Origin of the sequence: Robinsoniella peoriensis, assembly GCF_000797495.1 — a bacterium.
Lineage (GTDB): Bacteria > Bacillota > Clostridia > Lachnospirales > Lachnospiraceae > Robinsoniella > Robinsoniella peoriensis.
In genome coordinates this window covers 274,702-298,071 of sequence record NZ_JTGN01000001.1, presented here as the reverse complement: position 1 = coordinate 298,071, position 23,370 = coordinate 274,702, and the positions used below count along the sequence as shown (strand labels likewise).

At 41.5% G+C, this 23,370-nt stretch carries 22 protein-coding genes; 15 read left to right on the top strand and 7 right to left on the bottom strand.

All coding sequences use genetic code 11. From position 1 onward, the window contains the following. The first annotated feature begins 26 nt into the window (after nucleotides 1–26). The 8 genes from pyrH (at nucleotide 27) to QR40_RS32410 (ending at nucleotide 7,213) form a co-directional block, all read left to right on the top strand. The gene (pyrH, locus tag QR40_RS01265; RefSeq protein WP_027293666.1) at nucleotides 27–722 is read left to right on the top strand and encodes a UMP kinase; all 696 of its coding nucleotides are present in this window, start codon (nucleotides 27–29) and stop codon (nucleotides 720–722) included. Nucleotides 723–753: 31 nt separating this feature from the next. Next, nucleotides 754–1,305 carry a ribosome recycling factor gene (gene frr / locus QR40_RS01260; protein WP_027293667.1) on the top strand — a complete coding sequence of 184 codons (552 nt, stop codon included), beginning with the start codon at nucleotides 754–756 and terminating at the stop codon, nucleotides 1,303–1,305. A 135-nt stretch (nucleotides 1,306–1,440) separates the two neighbouring features. Further along, nucleotides 1,441–2,148, top strand: coding sequence for an isoprenyl transferase (locus tag QR40_RS01255; RefSeq protein WP_027293668.1), 708 nt, complete (start codon nucleotides 1,441–1,443; stop codon nucleotides 2,146–2,148). A 2-nt stretch (nucleotides 2,149–2,150) separates the two neighbouring features. After that, complete coding sequence (locus QR40_RS01250; RefSeq protein ID WP_044292998.1) at nucleotides 2,151–2,957, top strand: phosphatidate cytidylyltransferase; 807 nt, start codon at nucleotides 2,151–2,153, stop codon at nucleotides 2,955–2,957. 101 nt (nucleotides 2,958–3,058) lie between these two features. Beyond that, nucleotides 3,059–4,201 (top strand): 1-deoxy-D-xylulose-5-phosphate reductoisomerase, encoded by a 1,143-nt coding sequence (dxr, locus tag QR40_RS01245; protein ID WP_027293670.1) that lies wholly within the window; start codon nucleotides 3,059–3,061, stop codon nucleotides 4,199–4,201. A 1-nt stretch (nucleotide 4,202) separates the two neighbouring features. After that, complete coding sequence (gene rseP / locus QR40_RS01240; protein WP_044292997.1) at nucleotides 4,203–5,234, top strand: RIP metalloprotease RseP; 1,032 nt, start codon at nucleotides 4,203–4,205, stop codon at nucleotides 5,232–5,234. A 294-nt stretch (nucleotides 5,235–5,528) separates the two neighbouring features. After that, complete coding sequence (locus QR40_RS01235) at nucleotides 5,529–6,797, top strand: peptidoglycan-binding protein (RefSeq protein ID WP_027293672.1); 1,269 nt, start codon at nucleotides 5,529–5,531, stop codon at nucleotides 6,795–6,797. Between the two features lie 293 nt (nucleotides 6,798–7,090). Continuing rightward, nucleotides 7,091–7,213, top strand: a complete 123-nt coding sequence (locus tag QR40_RS32410) for a hypothetical protein (RefSeq protein WP_255348070.1) — start codon at nucleotides 7,091–7,093, stop codon at nucleotides 7,211–7,213. A 637-nt stretch (nucleotides 7,214–7,850) separates the two neighbouring features. On the opposite strand, the gene QR40_RS01230 is transcribed toward QR40_RS32410, so the two are convergent. The 5 genes from QR40_RS01230 to QR40_RS01205 all read right to left on the bottom strand — a co-directional run bounded on the left by QR40_RS01230 (nucleotide 7,851) and on the right by QR40_RS01205 (nucleotide 12,769). After that, on the bottom strand, nucleotides 7,851–8,096 hold the full coding sequence (locus QR40_RS01230) for a hypothetical protein (RefSeq protein WP_044292993.1): 246 nt from the start codon (nucleotides 8,094–8,096) through the stop codon (nucleotides 7,851–7,853). A 66-nt stretch (nucleotides 8,097–8,162) separates the two neighbouring features. Continuing rightward, nucleotides 8,163–9,266 (bottom strand): slipin family protein, encoded by a 1,104-nt coding sequence (locus tag QR40_RS01225; RefSeq protein ID WP_044292992.1) that lies wholly within the window; start codon nucleotides 9,264–9,266, stop codon nucleotides 8,163–8,165. A 465-nt stretch (nucleotides 9,267–9,731) separates the two neighbouring features. Then, nucleotides 9,732–10,643, bottom strand: a complete 912-nt coding sequence (locus QR40_RS01215; protein ID WP_044292990.1) for a WYL domain-containing protein — start codon at nucleotides 10,641–10,643, stop codon at nucleotides 9,732–9,734. Continuing rightward, nucleotides 10,643–11,890 (bottom strand): WYL domain-containing protein, encoded by a 1,248-nt coding sequence (locus tag QR40_RS01210; RefSeq protein ID WP_044292989.1) that lies wholly within the window; start codon nucleotides 11,888–11,890, stop codon nucleotides 10,643–10,645. Before QR40_RS01210 ends, QR40_RS01215 begins: the two co-directional genes overlap by 1 nt. A 21-nt stretch (nucleotides 11,891–11,911) precedes the next feature. Beyond that, nucleotides 11,912–12,769: an AraC family transcriptional regulator gene (locus QR40_RS01205; RefSeq protein WP_027293677.1), complete on the bottom strand. Its 858-nt coding sequence runs from the start codon at nucleotides 12,767–12,769 to the stop codon at nucleotides 11,912–11,914. A 168-nt stretch (nucleotides 12,770–12,937) separates the two neighbouring features. Between QR40_RS01205 and QR40_RS01200 the strand changes: the two genes are divergently transcribed. Beyond that, nucleotides 12,938–14,302 (top strand): MATE family efflux transporter, encoded by a 1,365-nt coding sequence (locus QR40_RS01200; RefSeq protein ID WP_027293678.1) that lies wholly within the window; start codon nucleotides 12,938–12,940, stop codon nucleotides 14,300–14,302. 249 nt (nucleotides 14,303–14,551) lie between these two features. Here the strand turns inward: QR40_RS01200 and QR40_RS01195 are convergent, their stop codons facing one another. After that, complete coding sequence (locus QR40_RS01195) at nucleotides 14,552–14,740, bottom strand: hypothetical protein (protein ID WP_027293679.1); 189 nt, start codon at nucleotides 14,738–14,740, stop codon at nucleotides 14,552–14,554. Nucleotides 14,741–15,150: 410 nt separating this feature from the next. Here QR40_RS01195 and QR40_RS01190 point away from each other — a divergent pair, with 410 nt between their 5' ends. From QR40_RS01190 to QR40_RS01175, 4 genes are read left to right on the top strand one after another with little or no spacing between them, the layout of a single operon-like run. After that, a complete protein-coding gene (locus tag QR40_RS01190; protein WP_044289307.1) occupies nucleotides 15,151–16,008 on the top strand; it encodes a DUF3990 domain-containing protein in 858 nt (285 codons plus the stop codon). Continuing rightward, entirely contained in the window at nucleotides 16,005–16,436 is a 432-nt protein-coding gene (locus QR40_RS01185) for a hypothetical protein (RefSeq protein ID WP_027293680.1), read from the top strand. Before QR40_RS01190 ends, QR40_RS01185 begins: the two co-directional genes overlap by 4 nt. Next, nucleotides 16,433–17,251, top strand: coding sequence for a MerR family transcriptional regulator (locus QR40_RS01180; protein ID WP_044292988.1), 819 nt, complete (start codon nucleotides 16,433–16,435; stop codon nucleotides 17,249–17,251). Before QR40_RS01185 ends, QR40_RS01180 begins: the two co-directional genes overlap by 4 nt. Nucleotides 17,252–17,277: 26 nt before the next feature. Continuing rightward, nucleotides 17,278–17,991, top strand: coding sequence for a DUF554 domain-containing protein (locus QR40_RS01175; protein WP_330373603.1), 714 nt, complete (start codon nucleotides 17,278–17,280; stop codon nucleotides 17,989–17,991). A gap of 307 nt (nucleotides 17,992–18,298) precedes the next feature. On the opposite strand, the gene QR40_RS31625 is transcribed toward QR40_RS01175, so the two are convergent. Next, nucleotides 18,299–18,475 (bottom strand): hypothetical protein, encoded by a 177-nt coding sequence (locus QR40_RS31625; RefSeq protein WP_160295754.1) that lies wholly within the window; start codon nucleotides 18,473–18,475, stop codon nucleotides 18,299–18,301. A 503-nt stretch (nucleotides 18,476–18,978) separates the two neighbouring features. Between QR40_RS31625 and QR40_RS01165 the strand changes: the two genes are divergently transcribed. Both QR40_RS01165 and carB read left to right on the top strand, forming a co-directional pair. Next, complete coding sequence (locus tag QR40_RS01165) at nucleotides 18,979–20,052, top strand: carbamoyl phosphate synthase small subunit (protein WP_044292982.1); 1,074 nt, start codon at nucleotides 18,979–18,981, stop codon at nucleotides 20,050–20,052. Continuing rightward, a complete protein-coding gene (gene carB / locus QR40_RS01160; protein WP_044292980.1) occupies nucleotides 20,052–23,249 on the top strand; it encodes a carbamoyl-phosphate synthase large subunit in 3,198 nt (1,065 codons plus the stop codon). The genes QR40_RS01165 and carB overlap by 1 nt, the downstream gene beginning before the upstream one ends. The last annotated feature ends 121 nt before the right edge of the window (nucleotides 23,250–23,370 follow it).

Sequence of the window (23,370 nt, the reverse complement as noted above, 5' to 3'; positions counted from 1 at the left end):
AGAAAAAATATAGCAGAGGTGCAAAGATGAAGAGAGTATTACTGAAACTCAGCGGCGAAGCGTTAGCCGGAAGTAAGAAGACAGGGTTTGATGAGCCTACCGTAACGGAAGTGGCGAATCAGGTAAAGCAATTAGTAGATGATGGTATTGAAGTTGGAATCGTAATTGGCGGTGGTAATTTCTGGAGGGGACGTTCCAGTGAGACGATTGACCGCACGAAGGCAGACCAGATTGGAATGCTGGCAACTGTTATGAATTGTATTTATGTTTCAGAAATTTTCCGTTCCGTTGGAATTATGACACAGATTTTAACGCCATTTGCATGTGGCTCTTTCACAAAACTGTTCTCGAAGGACCGTGTGAATAAATATTTTGAAAAAGGAGTTGTTTCTTTCTTTGCGGGAGGAACCGGACATCCTTATTTCTCAACCGATACTTCTACTGTACTCCGTGCCGTTGAAATTGAAGCAGATATGATTCTGCTTGCAAAGGCTGTTGACGGGGTTTATGACAGTGATCCAAAGGACAACCCGGATGCTAAGAAATACGACGAGATTTCTATCCAGGAAGTAATTGATCAGAAACTGGCTGTTGTGGACATGACGGCATCCATACTCTGTATGGAGAATAAAATGCCGATGCTGGTATTTGGCTTAAACGAAAAGGACAGCATTGTCAATGCCGCAAAAGGTAAGATTAACGGTACAAAAGTAACCGTATAATTTCAACTATAAAAATCAGGAGGAATGAAAAATGGATGAAAGAATTAAGTTATACGACACAAAAATGACAAAATCTTATGATAACCTGTTATCAGAGTTTGGAGCGATCAGAGCCGGACGTGCGAATCCACATGTATTGGATAAGATTAAGGTAGATTATTACGGAACCCCGACACCCCTTCAGCAGGTTGGTAATATTACCGTTCCGGAAGCCAGAATGATTCAGATTCAGCCTTGGGATGCAACTCTCGTTAAGGCGATTGAAAAAGCAATCATGACTTCTGATCTTGGAATTAACCCGAATAACGATGGTAAGATTATTCGCCTTGTATTTCCGGAATTAACAGAGGAACGCAGAAAAGAACTGGTTAAAGATGTGAAGAAAAAAGGCGAGGCTGCTAAGGTTGCAATCCGTAATATTCGTCGTGATGCAAACGATGCTTTTAAGAAAATGGCAAAAGAAGATGTATCTGAGGATGAGATCAAAGAATTAGAAGATAAGACTCAGAAAATGACGGACAAATACATCAAGGAAGTGGACAAGGCAGTGGAAGAAAAGTCCAAAGAAATCTTAACGGTTTAAGAAATTATTATAATTTTATAAATAATAGAAGGGGGCTTCTTGACAGTCCCCTTTTTTGTGATATGATGGAAAAAGGTCTATGAAATGGCAGTGTTTTGGCTGTCCTGTGAGATAGGCGCAGGAGGGAGAATAAAGATGGCAATACCACAGCATGTGGCAATTATACTGGATGGAAATGGAAGATGGGCGAAGAGCAAAGGAATGCCCAGAAATTACGGGCATGTCAGAGGAGCAAAAAATCTGGAGATTATTTGCGAAGATGCTTATAATATGGGAATCAAATATTTGACGGTGTACTTGTTCTCAACAGAGAACTGGAACCGTCCAAGCGAAGAGGTGGCATCACTTATGAAGCTGTTTCGTAGCTATACGAAGACCTGTATTAAGACGGCTCAGAAGAATAATATGAAGGTGCGTATGTTGGGAGATCCCTCGGCATTGGATCCGGATTTACAGGCTAGTATGCGGTCTTTGCAGGAGACATCGAAGAATAATACGGGACTGAATTTTCAGATTGCCATTAATTATGGAAGCCGTGATGAAATCGTGCGTGCTATCCGCAATCTGGCACAGGACTGTAAGGATGGAAAAGTAATGGTATCGGATATTACGGAGGATGTTTTTTCCGATTATCTGGATACGAAAGGGATACCGGATCCGGATCTTCTGATTCGAACCAGCGGGGAACTTCGGCTTTCCAATTATTTGATGTGGCAGCTGGCATATACGGAATTTTATTTCACAGATGTGCCGTGGCCGGCATTTAATAAGAATGAACTGATGAAAGCGATTGATAAATTCAATGGCAGAGATCGGCGTTTCGGGGGCGTGAAGGAGGATTAACCATGTTTGTGACGAGGCTCATAAGTGGTATTGTGTTAGTACTGATTGCGCTGTTGACGATTATTTCAGGGGGCTATGTATTATTTGCTACCTTGCTTCTGATATCGTTGATCGGCTTGAACGAACTTTACAGAGCAATGAAAGTAGAATCCGAGCAGAACCATGGACTGGCAATAGTAGGTTATATTGGAACTGTTGGTTACTATTTCATGTTACTTTTTGGATTTGAAGCATATAGTATGATAGGGCTGATTTTTCTGCTGGTAGCATTTATGTTTGTCTATGTGTTTACATTCCCGAAGTATCGGGCAGAACAGGTGATGGCAGGATTTTTTGGCGTTGCCTATGTATCTGTGATGCTGTCCTATATTTTCCAGACGAGAAATCTACAGGACGGTGCATTTATCGTGTGGCTGATTTTCCTGTGTTCCTGGGGATGCGATACCTGTGCGTACTGTGTGGGTGTATTAATTGGGAAACATAAAATGTCTCCGAAGTTAAGTCCGAAAAAATCCATAGAAGGGGCAGTTGGCGGAGTGGTCGGCGCTGCACTTCTGGGAGCAATTTATGCTGCTGTAATTGGAAAATATCTGGAGGCACAGAATCAGATTGCAGTCTATGCGGTTATTTGCGGAATTGGTGCATTGATTTCCATGGTAGGCGACCTGGCAGCTTCTGCAATTAAGAGAAATCACGATATTAAGGATTACGGCAAGCTGATACCGGGGCATGGCGGGATACTGGACCGTTTTGACAGTGTTATATTTACAGCTCCGGTTATTTACTTTTTAGCAACACTTTTTAATTAAGAATCAGAGTGTGTTTGAAAAAGTGCCTGGCTAATGGGGCGGGCAGATTGCTGCAATGATATTTTAAGTACACTCCAAGAAAGAACAAGAGAGGATTTTTTATGAAGACGATAGCAGTGTTAGGATCAACAGGTTCTATCGGAACCCAGACATTAGAAGTAGTAAGGGAAAATAATGACTTACAGGTAGCGGCATTGGCGGCAGGCAGTAATATCGTGCTTTTGGAAAAACAAATTCGGGAATTTGCGCCAAAGGCAGTTGCGGTCTGGGATGAGAAATCTGCTTCGGAATTAAAAGAATCCGTTAAAGATCTGGATGTAAAAGTTGTAAGCGGCATGGAGGGATTAATTGAGATCTCCACGCTGCCGGAGGTGGAGATTCTGGTCACTGCTATTGTGGGGATGATTGGAATTCTGCCTACAATTGAAGCAATTAAGGCGAAAAAGGATATTGCGCTGGCAAATAAGGAAACACTGGTTACGGCAGGACATATTATTATGCCATTAGCTAAAGAATGCGGTGTCCGTATTTTGCCAGTGGACAGTGAACACAGCGCGATTTTCCAGTCCTTAAACGGAGAGAATCCAAAAAGAATTGGTAAAATACTTTTGACGGCATCAGGCGGTCCATTCAGAGGAAAAACCAAATCATTTTTGGAAAAAGTCAGGTTGGAAGATGCTTTGAAGCATCCAAACTGGGCAATGGGACAGAAAATTACCATAGACTCGGCAACATTGGTAAATAAAGGTTTGGAAGTTATGGAAGCCAAGTGGTTGTTTGGAGTAGATTTGGATAAAATACAAGTAGTGATACAGCCGCAAAGTATTATCCATTCTATGGTGGAATATGTAGATGGAGCGATTATGGCAGAACTGGGAACACCGGATATGAAGCTGCCGATACAATATGCGCTTTATTATCCGGATCGTAAGTACCTGGGCGGAGAACGGCTGGATTTTTGGAAATTGTCACAGATTACTTTTGAAAAACCGGATATGGATACTTTCCTCGGACTGCCGCTGGCATTTCAGGCATCGAAGGCAGGCGGATCTATGCCGACGGTATTCAATGCAGCCAATGAGCGTGCAGTCAGTAAATTTTTACATAAGGAAATCCGTTTCCTGGATATTTATGATATCATTATGTACTGTATGGAGGAACATAAGACCATCCAGAATCCAACTGTGGAAGAGATACTGGCTACGGAACAGGCAACTTATGAATTGATTGAAAGCAGGTGGTAGATTGAAAATCGTTATTGCTATATTAATATTTAGTATTATCATTATTATTCATGAGCTGGGACATTTTATCCTGGCGAAATTAAATGGAATTACCGTTACAGAGTTTTCAGTGGGTATGGGTCCAAGACTGGTAAGCACTACAAAAGGTGAGACCAGGTATTCGCTGAAACTGCTCCCGTTCGGAGGTTCCTGTATGATGCTTGGGGAAGATGAAGCAGCCGGTGACGATGGTTCCTTTGGCAGTAAATCCGTTTGGGCAAGAATTTCCGTTATTGCCGCAGGTCCGATATTTAATTTTATTTTAGCATTTGTTCTGGCATTGTTTATTATTGGTAGCATTGGCCATGATTCACCTGTAGTAGGAGCCGTTACCAAAGGTTATCCTGCGGCAGAAGCAGGTCTAAAAGAAGGCGATGTTATTACGAAGATGAATAATAAGAAGATACGTGTTTCCAGAGAAATCAATAATTATGTTACATTTAATCAGGGGAAACCGGTTACGCTTGATTTTGAACGGGATGGGGAAAGCCATACTATTCAGATGACACCTGAGAAGACGGACAGCGGCAGATACGTATTCGGCATTGCTCCTGCAGGTACCAGAGTGAAAGGCAATCCTATAAGTACTCTTAAGTATAGCGCCTATGAGGTGAAATATTGGATCGATACCACGATTGGAAGCCTGAAGATGCTTGTCAGAGGTCAGGTGGGTATCAATGATATGTCGGGTCCGGTTGGTGTTGTAACGATCATTGGAGATGCATACGAAGAGAGTGCCAGAGAGGGAGGCGGTTTCCTGGTTTGGCTGAATATGCTGAACATTTCCATATTATTAACTGCCAATCTTGGGGTTATGAATCTGCTCCCGCTTCCGGCTTTAGATGGCGGCAGGCTGGTATTTTTAATTCTGGAAGCTATCAGGGGAAAGAGGATCAGTCCGGAAAAAGAAGGAATGGTACATTTTGTTGGGCTAATGGCACTTATGGTTCTGATGGTAGTCGTTATGTTTAATGATGTTATGAAGATTCTGTAAATGTGATCAGGCTGGTACACCGTTTATAAAAATATAGGATCATTATAGCAGAGTATTTTGTTTATTTTAGAAGTGTAAAAGTCAGAGCTGCGAAATAAAGGAAGATTAACTTTATTTCGCAGCTTTTTTTATTAAAGAAGTGAAGGAACTATTTTAGAAGAATTTTTAAGAGACAGTTCAAAAACGCGGTTTTTTGTCAGGAAATGCTCTCATTGCAGACAGATAACGAATATCGTATACACATGTTAAATTTCTGCATATACTATAGATGACAGGATATTTGCGAGGTCAGGCATGTCAAATAATACAATCAAAGCCATGCAGCAGGACACCCCGGATCGGGGGCGTTTACAGATACGTGTACTGTCGAACCAGCGTGCTACGCCGGTTGCAGACGCGACGATAGATATCTCCTATTCAGGGGACCCGGAAAGTACAGTAGAAGAAATCAAAACAGACAGCACAGGACAGACGGCAGCTATAGAATTGGCAACGCCGCCTCTGGAATACAGTCTTGCTCCATCAGAGACACAGCCTTATTCGGAGTATACACTTCGGATTACTGCTGAAGGATTTGAGACAATCACGATTAGTGGTACAGAGATTCTGGCGGATCAGACAGCTTTGCAGGAAGTGCGGCTGCGCCCCCTTGTTGATAATGAAGGGATTGATGTAATCGTAATTCCGGCACATACGCTCTATGGGGTTTATCCGCCGAAGATCGCGGAAGCGGAAATTAAGCCTGTTAATCAGATCGGGGAAATTGTTCTGAGCCGTGTCGTTATCCCTGAATTTATCGTGGTACACGATGGTTCTCCAAGGGACACAACAGCGACAGACTACTACATTCGTTACAAGGATTATATCAAAAATGTAGCGTCAAGCGAGATCTATGCGACCTGGCCAAGAGCTACAATTGAAGCGAATGTACTGGCTATTATGTCATTTACTTTGAACAGGGTTTATACGGAATGGTACCGGAATAAAGGATTTGATTTTACGATCACCTCATCTACAGCATTTGACCATAAATGGATCTATGGCCGCAATATATTTGAAAGCATTTCGGAAGTAGTAGATGATTTGTTCAGTAATTATCTGTCCAGGCCGAATGTTAAACAGCCTATTCTGACACAGTATTGTGATGGACAGAGAGTCCAGTGTCCAAACTGGATGACGCAGTGGGGATCAAAGACACTGGGGGATCAGGGGTACACACCGATTGAGATTCTGCGTAATTATTATGGTCAGAGTATGTATATTAATAGTGCAGAGGAAATTGCGGGCATTCCTTCATCCTGGCCGGGTTACAGTCTGGATATTGGTTCCAGCGGGGATAAAGTCAGACAGATTCAGGAACAGTTAAATGCAATTTCCAATGCATATCCGCTGATACCTAAAATTGCAGTGGATGGGATTTATGGAGAGGGTACGCAGAATGCAGTCCGGGTATTCCAGGATGTGTTTGGGCTGCCGGAGACGGGGATAGTAGATTATAGAACCTGGTATAAGATTCAGGAGATTTATGTGGGTGTTACCAGGATAGCAGAATTAAATCCGTGATTTGGTTAATGAAGTGCAAAATGAATTGCATGATTTATGAGATGATTTAGAGGATCATTATAAAATCTCTAATTAGTGAAAGCGTGTTTGAAAAAGGGAAGGATATCTTTCAGACACGCTTTTATTTTTTGTTTTCCGGCTAAGCTGTGCTGTCCAGGGCTTTGTGACATAATTTGCCGGAATTTTCATGCATAGGGGATGCGTTTATTGAATCAGGCATATTAGTGCTACAGCGAACAATTTTATCTTAAATTTGGGTTTAGCTGATTAAGGACGCTTTGTAGATGTAGGTAGTGTACGGAAAGATGGGAGTGGGAAACTTGTATGGACTCCGTCAGCTGGCCGCAGAACTGGTATTTTCTAACCTTTCCGAAGCGCTTTTTGGCGGCACGCGGGTATTCACCGAGAAATCCTGATGCATTTCTCGGTTCAGTACCCGCTTAGTATCCGATGGGAGCCAGTCGAATACTATCCGCCAAAAAACACTTCGAAAAGCTAAGTAAATACTCAGCTCTGCTCTACGCTTCCTCCGTCCATACAAGTTTCCCACTCCCATCTTTCCGAGATTCATGTTACCGCCACAAAGCTGAATTTCTCAGCATGGTCGGCCCCCTGGGCTGTGGCAGGCTGTTCTTTATTGGATGCAGCGTAGTATGTTTCGGCTATTTAAGCGTAAAAGGAGATGAAAGTTTGCTACTTTTTCTGGAATGAAGAAACAAATCACTGTGATAAGTTCAGTTGCTTTATGTTACTCGTTCTCAGCATGATAGATTCCCTGGGTGTAGATGGATGTTCTTTATTGGATGTAGAGCAGTATATTTTGACAGTTTATGCATAATAGAAGATGAAAGTCTATTCCTTTTCTGATTGCAGAATATAAAACAAATCCCGTTCTCAAGATCAGTTGCTTAACGCCAATATTGTTCAGCATGCCACAACCCCGGGGTCCCACCACGCTGAGAAAACCAGCTTTGTATCAACGAATGCTATCTCGGAAAGAGAAGGGGGCCAGCCAGGACATTGATTTGGAAGGCGTATAGCAGAGCTGAGTATTTACTTACCTTCCCAGAGCCCTTTTTGGCGGATACAATTCGACCAGTACTGCATTGCAAAATGCAGTACTTCTCCCATCGGATTGTAAGCGGGCAGTGAGCTGCGAAATGCATCAGGATTTCGCAGCGAATGCCCGCGTGCCGCCAAAAAGGGCTCTGGGAAGGTTAGAAAATGCCAGTTCTGCGGTAAGCCTTCCAAATCAATGTCCTGGCTGGCCCCCTTCTCTTTCCGTACACTACCTATCATCTACAAAGCGTCATTACTCAGCTAAACCCAAATTCAAGAAACTGTTCGCTGTAGTACTACAGCGTGTCAGGAGGCTGATCCGCCATGCAGAATAGCAGTCAGCTGTGTAAGCAGGCCACTGCTGCCATTAACAGAAATATTGCCCACGTTCTCACAGATTTTTTCCAGATACTCAAGTTCTTTGAGTTTATATAGTGTAGTATTTTCATCCATAAGCCGGGCGGTATTAAGCAGTGACCGTGTAGAAGCGACTTCTTCCCGGCGGGTAATCACGTTTGCCTGGGCGCGTTTTTCGGCAATTAGTACGGTATTCATAATATCCCGGATTTCACCGGGGAGTATGATGTCTTTTACGCCGGCATCAGTAATTTCTACGTAGAGTTCACTTGATTTTTCTTTTAGCTTTTCGAAGACATAGGCAGAAATCTGCTCTTTATTTTCAAGAATCTCATCAATGCGGTATTTACTGATATAATCCCGAAGTGCAAATTGGGCCGCAACATGCATTTGTTCCTCATAATTATCTATTTCTGTAAATATTTTGACGTAGTCTGTGATCCTATAAGTACATACGAAATTGATTCGTAGTGCGACTTTATCCTGAGAGAGTATTTCCTGCCCGTTTATATCCATTTGGGTAAGACGGGTATCTACAATGCTGTAGTCAACCTTTGTACTGCATTTCCAGTAGTAGTAGGTTCCTGCATCAAGCAGTTTTACCAGCTTCTGGTCATAGTATAACAGTGCTTTCTGATATTCTTTCACTTCAATTTTAGAATATAGATATGATGGGATTTTACTAAAAATATACTGCGGTATATCGGTTGGTACCTCCGGCGCCTTGATGGACACTTTGGTAAATTCATGTTTATGAATAACAGACCAATATGCGTATTTGCCGCGCCTTAGTATTTCCTCAAATTTACCGTTTATAAAATGAAGTGCCAGTTCTTCATCCGCGATATCTACAGTGGCTGTCTGTCTTTCAACCTTTTCATTACGAAGCAGAACTTCCGGTGAGCAGGTCTCAGATGTAAGCGGCTGATCAAGCTGGACGATTTCTATGTTTTGAGTGCCAAAGATGAAATATCTTCCGGCTTCCAGTAATTTCACAAACTTTCCGTTTTTAAAGAGCAGGCCTCTTTGATTTTCCTGAATAATAATGCGCATATGTATACCTCCCGATGATTCTTTGATTGACAGACATCCAATGTAAAAAATGCGGCTGAGTAATTAAGTTTAACATTGTCACGGGCGTAAGCATTAGCTCTGGCCGATGATTAAGCAAAACGGTATCCTTTTCAGGCAAGGCATTTGATACACTGCAGGCAAAGGGACCTTTGCACGTAACGGTGCAGATCCGGCATTTACCTGCGGGAATGTCTGTATGTTGTAATGTTAAATTCTGTGTAATGAGCACAGCAGATTGTGCCTTTTAAGCACACCAAAACCACTTGGCCGGTGAATATTCCCGGGCAGGATTCGAACCTGCGATTGTCGGCAGCATTGCTCTGGCATACGCTTTGGCAGACCTGGCGCACCGTGGTGAGATCAGAACACACACACTGAAGCAACCCTGCAACTATATTCTAATGGAAAATTATGTATTTATCACGGAAAAAAAGTTGCGAACTCTTATTTGAGGTCACAACTTTTCTGCATTAACAGTCTTTTTTTTATCAATCCTACAAAGTGTTCCGGTTCCGTTACTTTGACAAAAGGTCCAAATGATAAAACCCGGATCAGCAATTCTGTCTCATCTTCCCGCTCGTAATATATTTTTATTCTGTATTTATGTTCGGAAAGGCGTTCGGCTTCTTTTTTAAAGTGAGCAAAATGAAGCATAATACGCTCCAATGCATTTCTTTCGTCAAAAAGTTCCATTATCAGAAATTCTGTAGTGACGTTCCTGATTTTCTTGCCGGCTGTCCCTTCTGCCTCTGTTATTTCACATTCTTTGATGCGGCCCACATTGAGCATATCTGCGTACCGGCACCCTAAAATACGAATACGGAATTTATCATCCTTTTCTGAATATTCGAACTGATAAGGTGTACAGATGATGGCCCTGTAGTTGTTTTTCTGACTGTTATACCGGATGATTACCTTTTTACGGGCATGCATGGCGCTGCGGAGTTTATGAAAAATCTTAATATAATTTTCATCTTCATATTCATCTCCGTCATTATATTTGTCGAACACAACATAATCTGCGGGTGTAAACAGTGGTTCCACACCCTTTAAAAACGTAAAATCTATCTCAAATAGTTTGATTCTGGGATCAAGGGTGACTGCTTTTAACCAGCGTTTTTGCAGGGTTGTAAGCCCTATGGAAGGTTCGTGGGTCAGCGGTGTATGTAATGAGTCATCCATTAATTGCCATTCTTCATTTTTCAATGCAGGTATAATGGTTAAATGACTTTCACCAAAGGCTGTTTCATTTATGATCTTTTCCATTTCCGTATTAGTCAGGTTTCCTTTTACTGATGCTGATAAAATATTTGCTACTGCATGATAGTAACAACTGTAGATTTCATGAAAAAGCACTACGTATCCCCTCCTGATTCTTCTAATTGATATAAATCATACATATCCCTGATATCCTGTTTGAACTGGTTTTCGATTGTTCTGTTAGAAAAGCTCATGGAAGTAATCCGGCATATAAAGGTACGTATCCAGGGAATCATCTCGCCGGTATCATATACATCAGCAATAAAGCGGCAGGTATTAGCATCAATCCGCTGTATTGTTCCACATCGTTTTTCACGTTCCAGCCGATGAAAAATGTGTTCTTCACCGTTACCAATATATATGGTAAATTCTACATGTTCCAATGCGTTCCGCCGGTTACATGAAATGCCCCACATGTATTTTTGCATCTTTGCCAGTTTGTCCCGCAGCTGATCAAAATTTTCTGAGATATCCCCAAGTTTTACACCGGTAATATAATCAAGACGGTAGGAATTGATCCTATGATATTTGGTGCTATAGCCCATTAGATAGCGTCTTCCATTTTGGACACTTACGAATATCCTGAGAGGGATCAGGTCCCATGTGTTTGTATTTTCTGATCTGTTTGTATAGTTCGTGATAGTTACGAAACGCTTTTGGGAAATCCCATACAGAAGCTGGCAAAGTACTTCGCTTTCAAGAGCATGTGCTATGTAGTGATGCTTGAAAGAATAAAATTCAGATTCGTAACCGGTCTGATCCAGTAAAAAGCTGCCAATTACCCCGCAAAGCCCTGCTTCAGAAAAGAAATTTAATGCATCGGACCAGGATGACAGGTCTTCAGAGCAGGTTCTGCTGTACACAATCTGCCTTCCTTGTTTTTTACCTTTTACTAAGCCTGATTCGATGTACTCTTTTAGTTTTTTCCGAACAGTAGATTCATCAAAAAGCATAGGGGATTGGAAAAAAGAAAGGTACGATGCATCAATTTTATCTGTTATTTCTTTTAAAGTATAAGAAATACCCGGATTATACAAGATATCGAATAATATAAAATGCAGAGTGATATCGCCGTTTGTAAAGCTCTTTGCTTTTAATGCCTTATAGAGAGGATTGTGCACACAGGTTCTGCTGTCAATGGAAAGAAAGACATTTTTTCCGCCGGGAGTCTGGCGAAAGCCCATGTAATCACCAAGATAGCTTTCGATTCTGCGGCGTTCATTATCGTATGAGCGGCTGCTTTTCTTTTCGAACTCCTCTCTGCACTTAAAACCATAGACGTAGAATTCTCTCATATAATCCCGTATGCGCTCAAAATTTTTAATCAGTTCCGTATATGCCATTCAATCACCTCATTCCAATATCTACTCAAATCTTTTCCCGACACGATATTTGGAAGGCGCCACCCCATAATGCTTTTTAAATAATTTACTAAAGTGGTATACATCATCATATCCTACACAGGCGGCAACATTCTGCACGCTGATCGCTTCATCTGTTTCAATTAATTCCCGGGCTTTTTCCATCCTCAGGTTAATGAGATAGTTAATCGGAGATTCTCCGGTTTCACTTTTAAAAATACGGGAAATATAGAAAGTGCTCAGATACATATTCTGGGCGATCTGATCCAGGGATATTTTATCGGAATAGTGCTGGCTAAAATATTGAATAATTTTTTTGACGACATATTTACGGTTCGTAGATTCAAAGATACAGCCATCCGGAATCTTTTGAGAATCCTGCTGTTCCCGTATGATTAAAAGAATAATCTGTATCAGATAAGATTTTAACATAAAGTATCGTCCCGGTTTCCAGGTCTGGTATTCTTTTTCCATTGCAGAACAGATTTTGAAGATTTCCTGCTTGATAATTGCATCCATGGCAATAATGTTTTCTCCGTTGATCAAGGGCATTTGTCCTTTTGGAAGATTCTGAAAATGTACATCGGAAAAGGACAGGAAACACTCCAGGGCCTGGTTATCCGAAGAGGTAACCAGGCTTCGGTGATAGGTACCGGGATTGTAAATGACGAAATCCCCTTCTTTTACAGGATAAATCTCGCCATCAATCACGTGTGCACCTTCTCCTTTCAGAATGATGGAGAACTCAATAAAGTCGTGGCAGTGGTAATTGGTCTCTTCCTCATTTCGCTTCAGAGTACAGAAGTATAAAAATGTAGGATTTAAATCTTCGTATGTAATATCATAGTTTTGATTGCACATGTATCATCACTCCGGGTCTTTTATAATTTTATTATACACGGTTTTGGATGGGATGCAAGGCAGTATGCAAAATACTACATGAACTGTACAAGAAATTACATTCTATTTTTTTGACGAAATACTATAATAGACCGTGTTTCATTAAAATAATGAAGGGGGAAAGCAACTATGACAAAAAATATGACATCCGGACAACCGGCGAAATTAATCCTGTTTTTTACAATTCCGCTGCTGATTGGAAATATATTTCAGCAGTTCTACAGCATGGCGGATACCTTAATTGTAGGCAGGACAATTGGAGTCCATGCGCTTGCAGCAGTGGGGTGTACGGGAAGTATTACATTTTTGATACTGGGATTTGCAATGGGGCTTACCGCCGGGTTGTCTATCGTAACGGCGCAGCGGTTTGGAGCTTCTGATGAGAATGGAGTTCGCCGCAGTATTGCAGTTGGGGCATTAATCAGCCTGGCAGTTACAATATTGCTGACCGTGATTGCGGTTCCTCTGACCAGACCAATCCTGGAGTGGATGCAGACACCGGCAGAGATTATTGATGATGCCTGGAGTTATCTGGTAATTATATTTACAGGAACTGCGGCATGTATGCTGTTTAATATGTTATCGAATATTATCAGGGCGGTTGGCGACAGTAAGACGCCTCTGCTGTTTTTGATCATTGCATGTATACTGAATATTATTCTGGACTTTGTTTTGATTCTGGTATTTAAGATGGGTGTGGCAGGAGCTGCATGGGCAACGATTCTGGCACAGCTGGTATCCGGATTATTATGTCTGTGGTATATGAAGAAGCGGCTTACTTTCCTGATTCCCAAAAAAGATGACTGGAAGGTGACATCCTGGGAGGTTACCCTGCATCTGAAATTAGCCCTTCCTATGGCATTTCAGATGTCCATTATAGCAATTGGTGCAGTAATACTGCAATATGCTCTGAATGGACTGGGAGCTGTGTCTGTTGCGGCATATACGGCGGCACAGAAGATTGACAGTATTGCCACACAGCCGATGAATTCCTTTGGAACTACCATGGGTACATATGCAGCGCAGAATATGGGTGCAGGAAGAATAGACCGTATCCGTAAGGGGGTATTCCAATGTGCTTTGATTTCTGTAGGATTTAGTATCGTGATGGGACTTGTAAATATCTTTGCCGGTTATCAGCTTGCGGGAATATTTGTAGGCCCCGGACAACCGGAGGTACTTAACCTGGCACAGGTATATCTGGGCATAAACGGAAGCCTGTATTTTGTATTAGCACTGCTGTTTGTTTTCCGGTTTACGTTACAGGGGCTTGGAAAAAGCTTTATGCCGACACTTGCAGGTGTAATGGAATTGGTTATGCGCTGTTTTGCTGCAATTTGTTTGTCAGGAATTATGGGGTTTGCCGGAGCGTGCTGGTCAAATCCGCTTGCCTGGATAGGAGCTGCAATACCACTGGGAATAGCGTATTTTATGACAATGAAAAAAATGAAAACGATTTATCCGGATGGAAAACCGAAAGAAAGTGTAAGCTAGTACTCCATCCGGCTAGAAACCCTACTGACAGCACTCTATTTTGCCATCTGCCGCGTTGTCGTCAGTCAGCGGAGGAACCAACTCCGCTTCCATCCTCCACCTTGCAGACTGACAAAATAATCAGCACTGTCAGTAGGGTTTCTGGCTGGATGAAGTACTGGATTTTAGAATTATTATTGAAACAGAAGCTTTATGAACTACTGGTTCCGGTAAAAGCAGAGGTGCTATTAACCCGAACTTTTTATTGTTTTACTGCATACCATTATTAAAAATATTTTCTACATAGCTGCGCATCGCATCATGGCTGTTAATGTTTCTTGCACCGTTAATAATCTTTTCCTGTTCTTGTTTGGGGAGTCCTGCAAAACGATTTAAAACTTCGGAATGCATGGCCATTTCCATTGTAAATCCGATAGGAAGTTCTTCATTGTTAATCATGTTAGTTCACCATATCATAAAATGATTCTGCCGATTTCACAGGTTGAGTAGCTTTGGCAGTTCCCTTCTTATTATATTTTTCAACCTGTTTCTTTGTTTTCTATTTAGTTTTTGCATTCTGAGAAAAAATATCCCTGAAATGTACATATTTTTTGTAAAATTTTGCTAAGTTAAGAACACATCGACTTGTAATCAAAAATCGACCATGGTATGATATCAATATGAAATTTATCAGAGTGTGTGAAAAAATGCTTGTGCCTGTCTGATTGTAACGGTGTGTGGGATGTAACCGTGTAATTTCAGGAGCGTAGCGGTGCTGCATTCCTGAAATTGCACGATTGCAGCATACGCGGCGGAGTGGTTAGACGGGTATAATCATTTTAGGACATGTTCCAAGGTGGAGGGCGGATATGAAAAGTTCTGAGATGGTAAAGGAAATTCGTAAGCGTGCCGGGCTTAGCCAGACTCAGCTTGCAAAAGTACTGGGCGTCAGCTTTGCCACGGTGAATCGCTGGGAAAATGGACATTGTGAGCCGACAGCAGTGGCGATTAACAGCCTTCGTATGATTTGCCGAGATAATCTTATTGATTTTGATGAACTGCAAAAGGATGCAGTGGTGATTACTTCGGAAAAAAGCCTGATGTTATATCATGGTTCAAAAAGAGGGATTCAGGGAGCCGTACGCCCAATCAGCAGTGAGTTTTGTGATTTCGGCAAAGGTTTTTATATGGGGACAAATCAGAGTCAGCCAATGTCACTCATCTGCAATTTTCCGGAGGCAAGGATGTATACCGTAAAAGTAGATCTTACGGGGTTAAAGATATTGAATTTAGAGGTAAGTATTGACTGGGCCATGCTGATTGCTTTAAACAGAGGAAGAATGGAGGACATGAAGGGGACTCCTTATTATGAAAAGTTTAAAAATATTGCAAAAGATTGTGATATGATAAGCGGATACGTTGTGAGTGACAGAATGTTTGTTGTTCTGGAACGTTTTTTCTCCTGCGAGATTACAGATGTGGCATTGATGAACAGTCTGAGTGCGCTTAAGGCAGATAAGCAGTATGCAGCCGTCAGCGAACGCGCCTGTAAGCAGATTCGGATCATTGAAAATCTTCCTATTGGTGAAAAGGAAAGAGCTTATTCTAGGAAAATGTGCGAAGCAAACCGTGCCGGCGAAATCACCAGGGCGGAGGAAATCTGCAGAAAATATCGCAGGGAAGGCCGCTATTTTGATGAAATACTGAATGGGGGCAGCCGTATATGAGGAGAAAGTTAAGTTTGATGGAACACCAGATCTGTAATGTACAAGGGCGATTATTTGAACTTTCTTTAAAAATGGGATATGACAGCCCTGATTTTATAAAAGTTTTTATGAATAGCAGTGCAGCGGCAGGATTAGATGAGGATTACGACAGACTGCAGTGGGCGGGAGAAGCTTACCTGTTGGAATTGCTGGCACAGGAAGCCCGGGGACTGAAAGGGGCTGGCAATAAATATACCAATGAAGTGATGTATTGGAGCGGTTATTTGTACCGATGCTGGCATTTTATGACCGGAGAAAAGAGCCGTGATATCTTTGAGCAGGCGGATGCACAGATAATGAATGAAATTTATTTTGGTTTTCATATATTGGATATGGGAATGGCAATAGAAGACCTAAAAGAATTATACAGGCAGAGACAACATTTATGAAAGAATTATTTACAATTGGAGAAGTTGCAAAATTATTTGATGTTAATATACGTACCTTGCGGTATTACGATGGGATTGGACTTTTAAAACCGGAGCTGACAGATTCAGCTACCGGATATCGGTACTATTCTACCAGACAGTTTGAACGGCTGAATACCATAAAGTATCTCAGGGCACTCAATATGCCGATCGGGAAAATCGCAGATTTTTTTGGAAATAAGGATATTGACCAGATGGTTTATATCTTAAAAGTGCAGCAGGATGAAATTGCATCCAGAAAACGCGAATTAGATCTGGTGGAGAAAAAGCTGAAGAGAAGGCTGACTCAGATTCAGGATGCAGTGGAAACAGTGTATGACCGGATAATGGAAAAGCGAATACCGTTAAGAAAAGCAGCATATCTCAGAAAAGAGATCCCGGTAGGTGAGGATCTGGAATATCCAATCCGTGAACTGGAGCGTAACAATAAATTAAATGCGGTAATGTTTCTTGGAAAGGTAGGAGTTTCTGTATCCCGGGAAGATTTGCTGAAGCGCAGATTTGATAAGTTTTCCGGGATTTTTGTATTGCTGGAACAAGAGGATGAATACCGGGGCGACACCGTGTTTTTAAAAGAAGCGGATTATCTGTCTATCCGTTTTCAGGGAACCCATCAGGCAGCAGAGAGATATTATCTTGAATTACTGTCTTATATGGAGCAGCAGGGGTATGAACCGGATGGAGATTCCGTTGAAATAACCCTGATTGATGCGGGGATGACAAATGATTCCTCCAGATTTGTAACTGAATTGCAGATTCCATACAAAATTACTTGACCCTCTATCTACTGGAGGGTTTATATTTGAGTCTGTATGAGGAGGATAAATTTGTTATGATTGGAACGATTGTAAATACAGGAACGATTCTGGCTGGAAGTCTGATTGGGAGTCTGGTTAAGAAGGGAATTAAAGAAGAATATCAGGGGGCACTTTTTAACGCAATGGGTCTGGCTGCAGCAGGACTTGGCATCAATGCAATCGTACAGAACATGCCTAAAAGCCAGTTCCCGGTATTGTTTATTATCAGTCTGGCAATTGGCAGCCTGCTTGGCACGATGCTCGGCATAGACAGACAGTTTGCGCGGTTAACCAGTAAATTTTCAAGCAGTAATCTGGGGCAGGGGCTGGCTACCGGAATTTTATTATTCTGCATTGGTACGTTGTCAATTTTGGGACCTATGGAAAGTGCACTTCACGGGGACAATACTTATTTATTTACAAATGCTGCATTAGATTTTGTGACCTCTATGGTTCTTGCCTCCACTTATGGAATCGGGATGGCGATAACAGCAGGGGTATTGTTTGTATGGCAGGGAAGTATTTATCTGGGGGCAGGACTTTTAAGCGGTTTTTTAACTCCGGAACTTTTGACGGAGATTTCTATTGTTGGAGGTTTTCTGATTGCCAGTTCAGGACTTTCTATTCTAAAAATAAAAGACTGTAAAACATTGAACATGCTTCCGGCGCTGCTTGTACCGCCTGTCTGGTTTTTGATAAAAGGGTTACTTTTAGGATAATGAAATTTATTAGAAGATTTTAACCATCTGAAGATAGGTACTGCCATCGGACATGGTGATTTCCAGATAAGACTTGAATCCATTGCTTTCGTAGAGGGCGGCTACTTTAGAATTCTCTTTTTTACAATCGAGAAAGATAAAGCGGCCGCCTATGTTTTTGTGGCTTGGGAGGATGATAGTTTGAGCAGCATTTAATATTTCGTTTATAGATATAAACGTCAGATATTGTGAATATTTAAAATTTTTGGAGATTTGCCCAATGAGATATGCAGATAAATCTTTTGAATTTGAGAACATATCAGATCTTTTACTTTGACAAAAAGTTTCGTAAAAATTCCCAGCCTTCTTCAGATTTTTGAATTAGATTTGAAGTTGGAATTGCTGTAACCGGATTTGCAGCCGATTCCTCCAAAGCCTTTATCAAAGCCTCTGCTTCCTGATCATTACGTATTACACGTGGTGTTGTAAAAGATATCGTTGCCATAATCGACACTCCTTTCTGCTTTGTTATGTTTTAAATCTACAGTTATAGTTTAACGCAGATCACCCTCACTAATCAAGTGAAATTTTTATAAATTCATAAGCGGAAATCATACCAATCTTGTATAAAAAGCGGTATAGCTTCAGGCTAAAACAGAGATACGAATGATTTCAAAAAAATAATTCCAAAAATTTCTCAAAAAAAAGGTTGAAATGTGTCGTAAGATATGGTAGAATCTTAACAATTTGAGAACCTATAGTGTGGTGATACAAAGAAGCCTGAATTTGGATTCAGACTTCAAAGTTTGACTCGAGGGGGAGCGCATGGCAAAATTTTGCGGCTATAGGAGCCTGAGATTTTAGTGGCGTTCTCTTTTTTTTTGCGCGAAGATAGGAACTTAAGTATTTTTTCAAGGTTTTCTTGAACAGATTGCTTTGGAAATAAGGGTTATGGTTCGTACAAAATGGTTACTATAAATAAAAGAAAAAGAAAGGGCAAGGTGGCATATGAAAGCTTTTCTAATACTAGAAGATGGCACTGTATTTACCGGAACCAGTATCGGAGCCGAGAAGGAGATTATCAGTGAGATCGTATTTAATACATCCATGACAGGATATCTGGAGGTTCTGACAGATCCTTCTTATGCAGGACAGGCAGTGGTAATGACCTATCCGCTGATTGGTAATTATGGTATCTGCCATGAGGATATGGAATCTGCAAGGCCATGGCCGGACGGTTACATCGTGCGTGAGTTATCCAGAATCCCAAGTAACTTCAGAAGTGAAGGTACGATTCAGGAATTTCTGAAAAAGCATGATATACCCGGTATTGCAGGAATTGATACCAGAGCGCTCACGAAGATCCTTCGTGAAAAGGGTACCATGAACGGGATGATAACCACAAACGAGCATTATATGATAGAAGAAATCATTCCGAAACTAAAAGCGTATACCACTGGAAAAGTAGTGGAAAAGGTTTCCTGTAAGGAAAAATATGTACTGGAAGGGAATGGCCCGAAAGTTGCCCTGTTAGATTTAGGAGCTAAAAGAAATATTGCACGTTCTTTGAATCAGCTGGGATGTGAAGTGACGGTTTATCCGGCGCTGACTACTGCTGAGGAAATTATCGCATCCAATCCGGATGGCATCATGCTTTCCAATGGACCTGGAGATCCCAAAGAGTGTACTTCTATTATCGAAGAAATCAAGAAGTTATATGACTCTGAGATTCCGATTTTCGCAATCTGTCTTGGACATCAGTTAATGGCACTGGCTACAGGTGCAGATACTCATAAAATGAAATATGGACATCGTGGAGGCAATCATCCGGTTAAAGACCTGTCTACAGGAAGAGTTTACATCTCTTCACAGAATCATGGTTATGTAGTAGATACGGACAATCTGGATCCGGCTGTTGCTACACCTGCTTTTGTAAATGTAAATGATGAAACAAATGAAGGGCTGGCATATACAGGTAAGAATATTTTTACCGTACAGTTCCATCCGGAAGCTTGTCCGGGACCGTTAGATTCCGGATACTTATTTGACCGGTTTATGAAAATGATGGAGGTGACAAAATAATGCCAAAAAATCCTGAGATAAAAAAAGTATTAGTAATTGGTTCCGGTCCGATTATCATTGGACAGGCAGCAGAATTTGACTATGCAGGTACACAGGCCTGCCGCTCTCTGAAGGAAGAAGGCTTAGAAGTTGTATTGCTGAATTCTAATCCGGCTACGATTATGACAGATAAGCAGATTGCGGATAAAGTATATATTGAACCACTGACAACAGAAGTTGTAAAGCAGCTGATTTTAAAAGAAAGACCGGACAGCGTGCTTCCTACCCTTGGCGGACAGGCGGGACTGAATCTGGCGATGGAGCTGGATGAAGAGGGCTTCTTTGAAAAGAACAATGTAAAATTAATTGGTACCACTTCCATGACCATTAAGAAAGCAGAAGACCGTCTGGAATTTAAGAGTACCATGGAAAAAATAGGAGAGCCGGTTGCAGCTTCCAAGGTTGTAGAAAATATTGAAGACGGTATCGCATTTACGAATACTATTGGATATCCAATCGTATTAAGACCTGCATATACCCTGGGCGGCAGCGGCGGCGGCATTGCCCACAACGAAGAAGAACTGGTTGAAATCCTTGGTAACGGACTTCGTTTAAGCCGTGTGGGACAGGTTCTGGTAGAACGCTGTATCTCCGGATGGAAAGAAATCGAATACGAAGTAATGCGTGACAGCGCAGGAAACGTAATTACAGTTTGTAATATGGAAAATCTTGATCCCGTAGGCGTTCACACCGGAGACAGTATTGTAGTGGCACCGTCACAGACGCTGGGAGATAAAGAATATCAGATGCTTCGTACCTCTGCACTGAATATCATCAGTGAGCTTAAAATCACCGGAGGCTGCAACGTTCAGTATGCACTGCATCCAACCAGTTTTGAATATTGTGTTATCGAAGTAAACCCACGAGTAAGCCGTTCATCTGCTTTGGCATCCAAAGCAACCGGTTACCCAATTGCAAAGGTTGCTGCTAAAATCGCAGTTGGCTATACGCTGGATGAAATTAAAAATGCCATAACCGGAAAGACATATGCAAGCTTTGAGCCGATGCTGGACTATTGTGTTGTAAAAATACCCAGACTTCCATTTGATAAATTCATCAGTGCAAAGAGAACACTTACTACACAGATGAAAGCAACCGGAGAAGTAATGAGCATCTGCAATAATTTTGAAGGTGCACTTATGAAAGCGATCCGCTCACTGGAACAGCATGTGGACAGTTTAATGTCTTATGATTTCTCAAATCTACATGGGGATGACCTGTTAAAGCAGCTTGGGAAAATTGATGACAGAAGAATCTGGGTTATCGCAGAAGCAATCCGCCAGGGCGTATCTTATGAAGTGATTCATGATATAACCAAGATCGATATATGGTTTATTGATAAACTTGCAATTTTAGTGGAAATGGAACAGGCGCTTAAGGGACAGGAATTAACAAAAGAATTACTGGAAGAAGCGAAGCGCATTGAATTCCCGGATAATGTAATTGCAGCACTTACCGGAAAAACAGAGAAAGAAATCCGCGATATGCGTTATGATAACGGAATTGTTGCAGCATACAAGATGGTAGATACCTGTGCAGCAGAATTCGCGGCAACCACACCTTATTATTACTCTGTATTCGGAAGTGAAAATGAAGCAATCGAAACCAAAGACCGTAAAAAGGTACTGGTATTAGGTTCCGGTCCTATTCGAATTGGACAGGGGATTGAATTTGACTTCTGTTCCGTACATTGTACCTGGGCATTTTCAAATGAAGGTTATGAGACTATTATTGTAAATAATAATCCGGAAACGGTAAGTACCGATTTTGATATTGCAGATAAACTGTATTTTGAACCGCTTACACCGGAAGATGTGGAAAATATTGTTCGCTTTGAAAAACCGGACGGAGCAGTGGTGCAGTTTGGCGGTCAGACTGCGATTAAGCTCACGGAAGCGCTGATGAAGATGGGTGTTCCGATTTTAGGAACTTCCGCAGAAAATGTAGATGCGGCAGAAGACAGGGAACTGTTTGACAAGATTCTGGAGGAATGCCAGATTCCAAGGCCGGCAGGACATACCGTATTTACGGCAGAAGAAGCGAAGAAAGTAGCAAATGAACTGGGTTATCCCGTACTGGTAAGACCTTCTTACGTATTGGGCGGACAGGGAATGCAGATAGCAATTAATGATGAAGATGTAGATGAGTTTATCGGAATTATCAACCGAATTGCACAGGAACATCCGATTCTGGTAGATAAATATCTGGTTGGTAAAGAAATCGAAGTAGATGCGGTATGTGATGGAGACGACATCTTAATCCCTGGAATCATGGAGCATATTGAAAGAGCAGGCATTCATTCCGGTGACAGTATTTCTGTATATCCGGCACAGAGCCTGGATGCAAAGGTAAAGGCTAAGATCGAAGATTATACCAAAAAGCTGGCGCAGTCACTTCATGTAATCGGATTAATTAATATCCAGTTCATCGTATGCCAGGAAGATGTGTATGTAATTGAAGTAAATCCCCGTTCCAGCCGTACCGTTCCTTATATCAGCAAGGTTACCGGAATTCCAATTGTGACCCTTGCTACGAAAGTAATTTTAGGTTCTAAAATAAAAGATCTGGGTTATACACCCGGAGTACAGCCGGAAGCGGACTATATTGCAATTAAGATGCCGGTATTTTCATTTGAAAAAATCCGCGGTGCCGATATCAGCCTTGGTCCGGAAATGAAATCCACAGGTGAATGTCTGGGTATTGCGAAAACTTTCGATGAAGCCCTTTACAAAGCTTTCCTTGGCGCAGGCATAAATCTTCCGAAATATAAGAATATGATTATGACAGTGAAGGATGCAGATAAAGAAGATGCGGTAGAGATTGGAAGAAGATTTGAAGCAATCGGTTATAAAATATACGCAACCAGAAGTACTGCCAAAAAATTAAATGAAAATGGCGTACATGCAATTCGAATTAATAAGATTGAACAGGAATCGCCAAACTTATTGGATTTGATTCTGGGACATGAAATCGACCTGGTTATTGATACTCCATCACCAGGGGTGGAACGTGCGAAGGATGGTTTCCTGATTCGACGTAATGCCATTGAAACCGGCGTAAATGTCCTGACTTCTCTGGATACGGCAGAGGCTTTGATAACCAGTCTTGAAAATACTGATATAGAAAAGCTTACATTAATTGATATAGCGACTGTTTAAAATTTGATAAAGAAAAGTCTGGATATGAAAAACGGGTGTTTCCTGAAAATAGTATCCAGACTTTTTTAAATTTGTTAGAAATATTTACTAATGAAAAATATGGAACTGTTAATAACATCCA

What these genes read in the sequence shown, in the direction of transcription:
- pyrH (WP_027293666.1), top strand. Translation starts at nt 27, where the DNA reads ATGAAGAGAGTATTACTGAAACTCAGCGGCGAAGCGTTAGCCGGAAGT.
- frr (WP_027293667.1), top strand. Translation starts at nt 754, where the DNA reads ATGGATGAAAGAATTAAGTTATACGACACAAAAATGACAAAATCTTAT.
- QR40_RS01255 (WP_027293668.1), top strand. Translation starts at nt 1,441, where the DNA reads ATGGCAATACCACAGCATGTGGCAATTATACTGGATGGAAATGGAAGA.
- QR40_RS01250 (WP_044292998.1), top strand. Translation starts at nt 2,151, where the DNA reads ATGTTTGTGACGAGGCTCATAAGTGGTATTGTGTTAGTACTGATTGCG.
- dxr (WP_027293670.1), top strand. Translation starts at nt 3,059, where the DNA reads ATGAAGACGATAGCAGTGTTAGGATCAACAGGTTCTATCGGAACCCAG.
- QR40_RS01235 (WP_027293672.1), top strand. Translation starts at nt 5,529, where the DNA reads ATGTCAAATAATACAATCAAAGCCATGCAGCAGGACACCCCGGATCGG.
- QR40_RS01230 (WP_044292993.1), bottom strand. Translation starts at nt 8,096, where the DNA reads ATGATAGGTAGTGTACGGAAAGAGAAGGGGGCCAGCCAGGACATTGAT.
- QR40_RS01225 (WP_044292992.1), bottom strand. Translation starts at nt 9,266, where the DNA reads ATGCGCATTATTATTCAGGAAAATCAAAGAGGCCTGCTCTTTAAAAAC.
- QR40_RS01210 (WP_044292989.1), bottom strand. Translation starts at nt 11,890, where the DNA reads ATGGCATATACGGAACTGATTAAAAATTTTGAGCGCATACGGGATTAT.
- QR40_RS01205 (WP_027293677.1), bottom strand. Translation starts at nt 12,769, where the DNA reads ATGTGCAATCAAAACTATGATATTACATACGAAGATTTAAATCCTACA.
- QR40_RS01200 (WP_027293678.1), top strand. Translation starts at nt 12,938, where the DNA reads ATGACAAAAAATATGACATCCGGACAACCGGCGAAATTAATCCTGTTT.
- QR40_RS01195 (WP_027293679.1), bottom strand. Translation starts at nt 14,740, where the DNA reads ATGATTAACAATGAAGAACTTCCTATCGGATTTACAATGGAAATGGCC.
- QR40_RS01190 (WP_044289307.1), top strand. Translation starts at nt 15,151, where the DNA reads ATGAAAAGTTCTGAGATGGTAAAGGAAATTCGTAAGCGTGCCGGGCTT.
- QR40_RS01185 (WP_027293680.1), top strand. Translation starts at nt 16,005, where the DNA reads ATGAGGAGAAAGTTAAGTTTGATGGAACACCAGATCTGTAATGTACAA.
- QR40_RS01180 (WP_044292988.1), top strand. Translation starts at nt 16,433, where the DNA reads ATGAAAGAATTATTTACAATTGGAGAAGTTGCAAAATTATTTGATGTT.
- QR40_RS31625 (WP_160295754.1), bottom strand. Translation starts at nt 18,475, where the DNA reads ATGGCAACGATATCTTTTACAACACCACGTGTAATACGTAATGATCAG.
- QR40_RS01165 (WP_044292982.1), top strand. Translation starts at nt 18,979, where the DNA reads ATGAAAGCTTTTCTAATACTAGAAGATGGCACTGTATTTACCGGAACC.
- carB (WP_044292980.1), top strand. Translation starts at nt 20,052, where the DNA reads ATGCCAAAAAATCCTGAGATAAAAAAAGTATTAGTAATTGGTTCCGGT.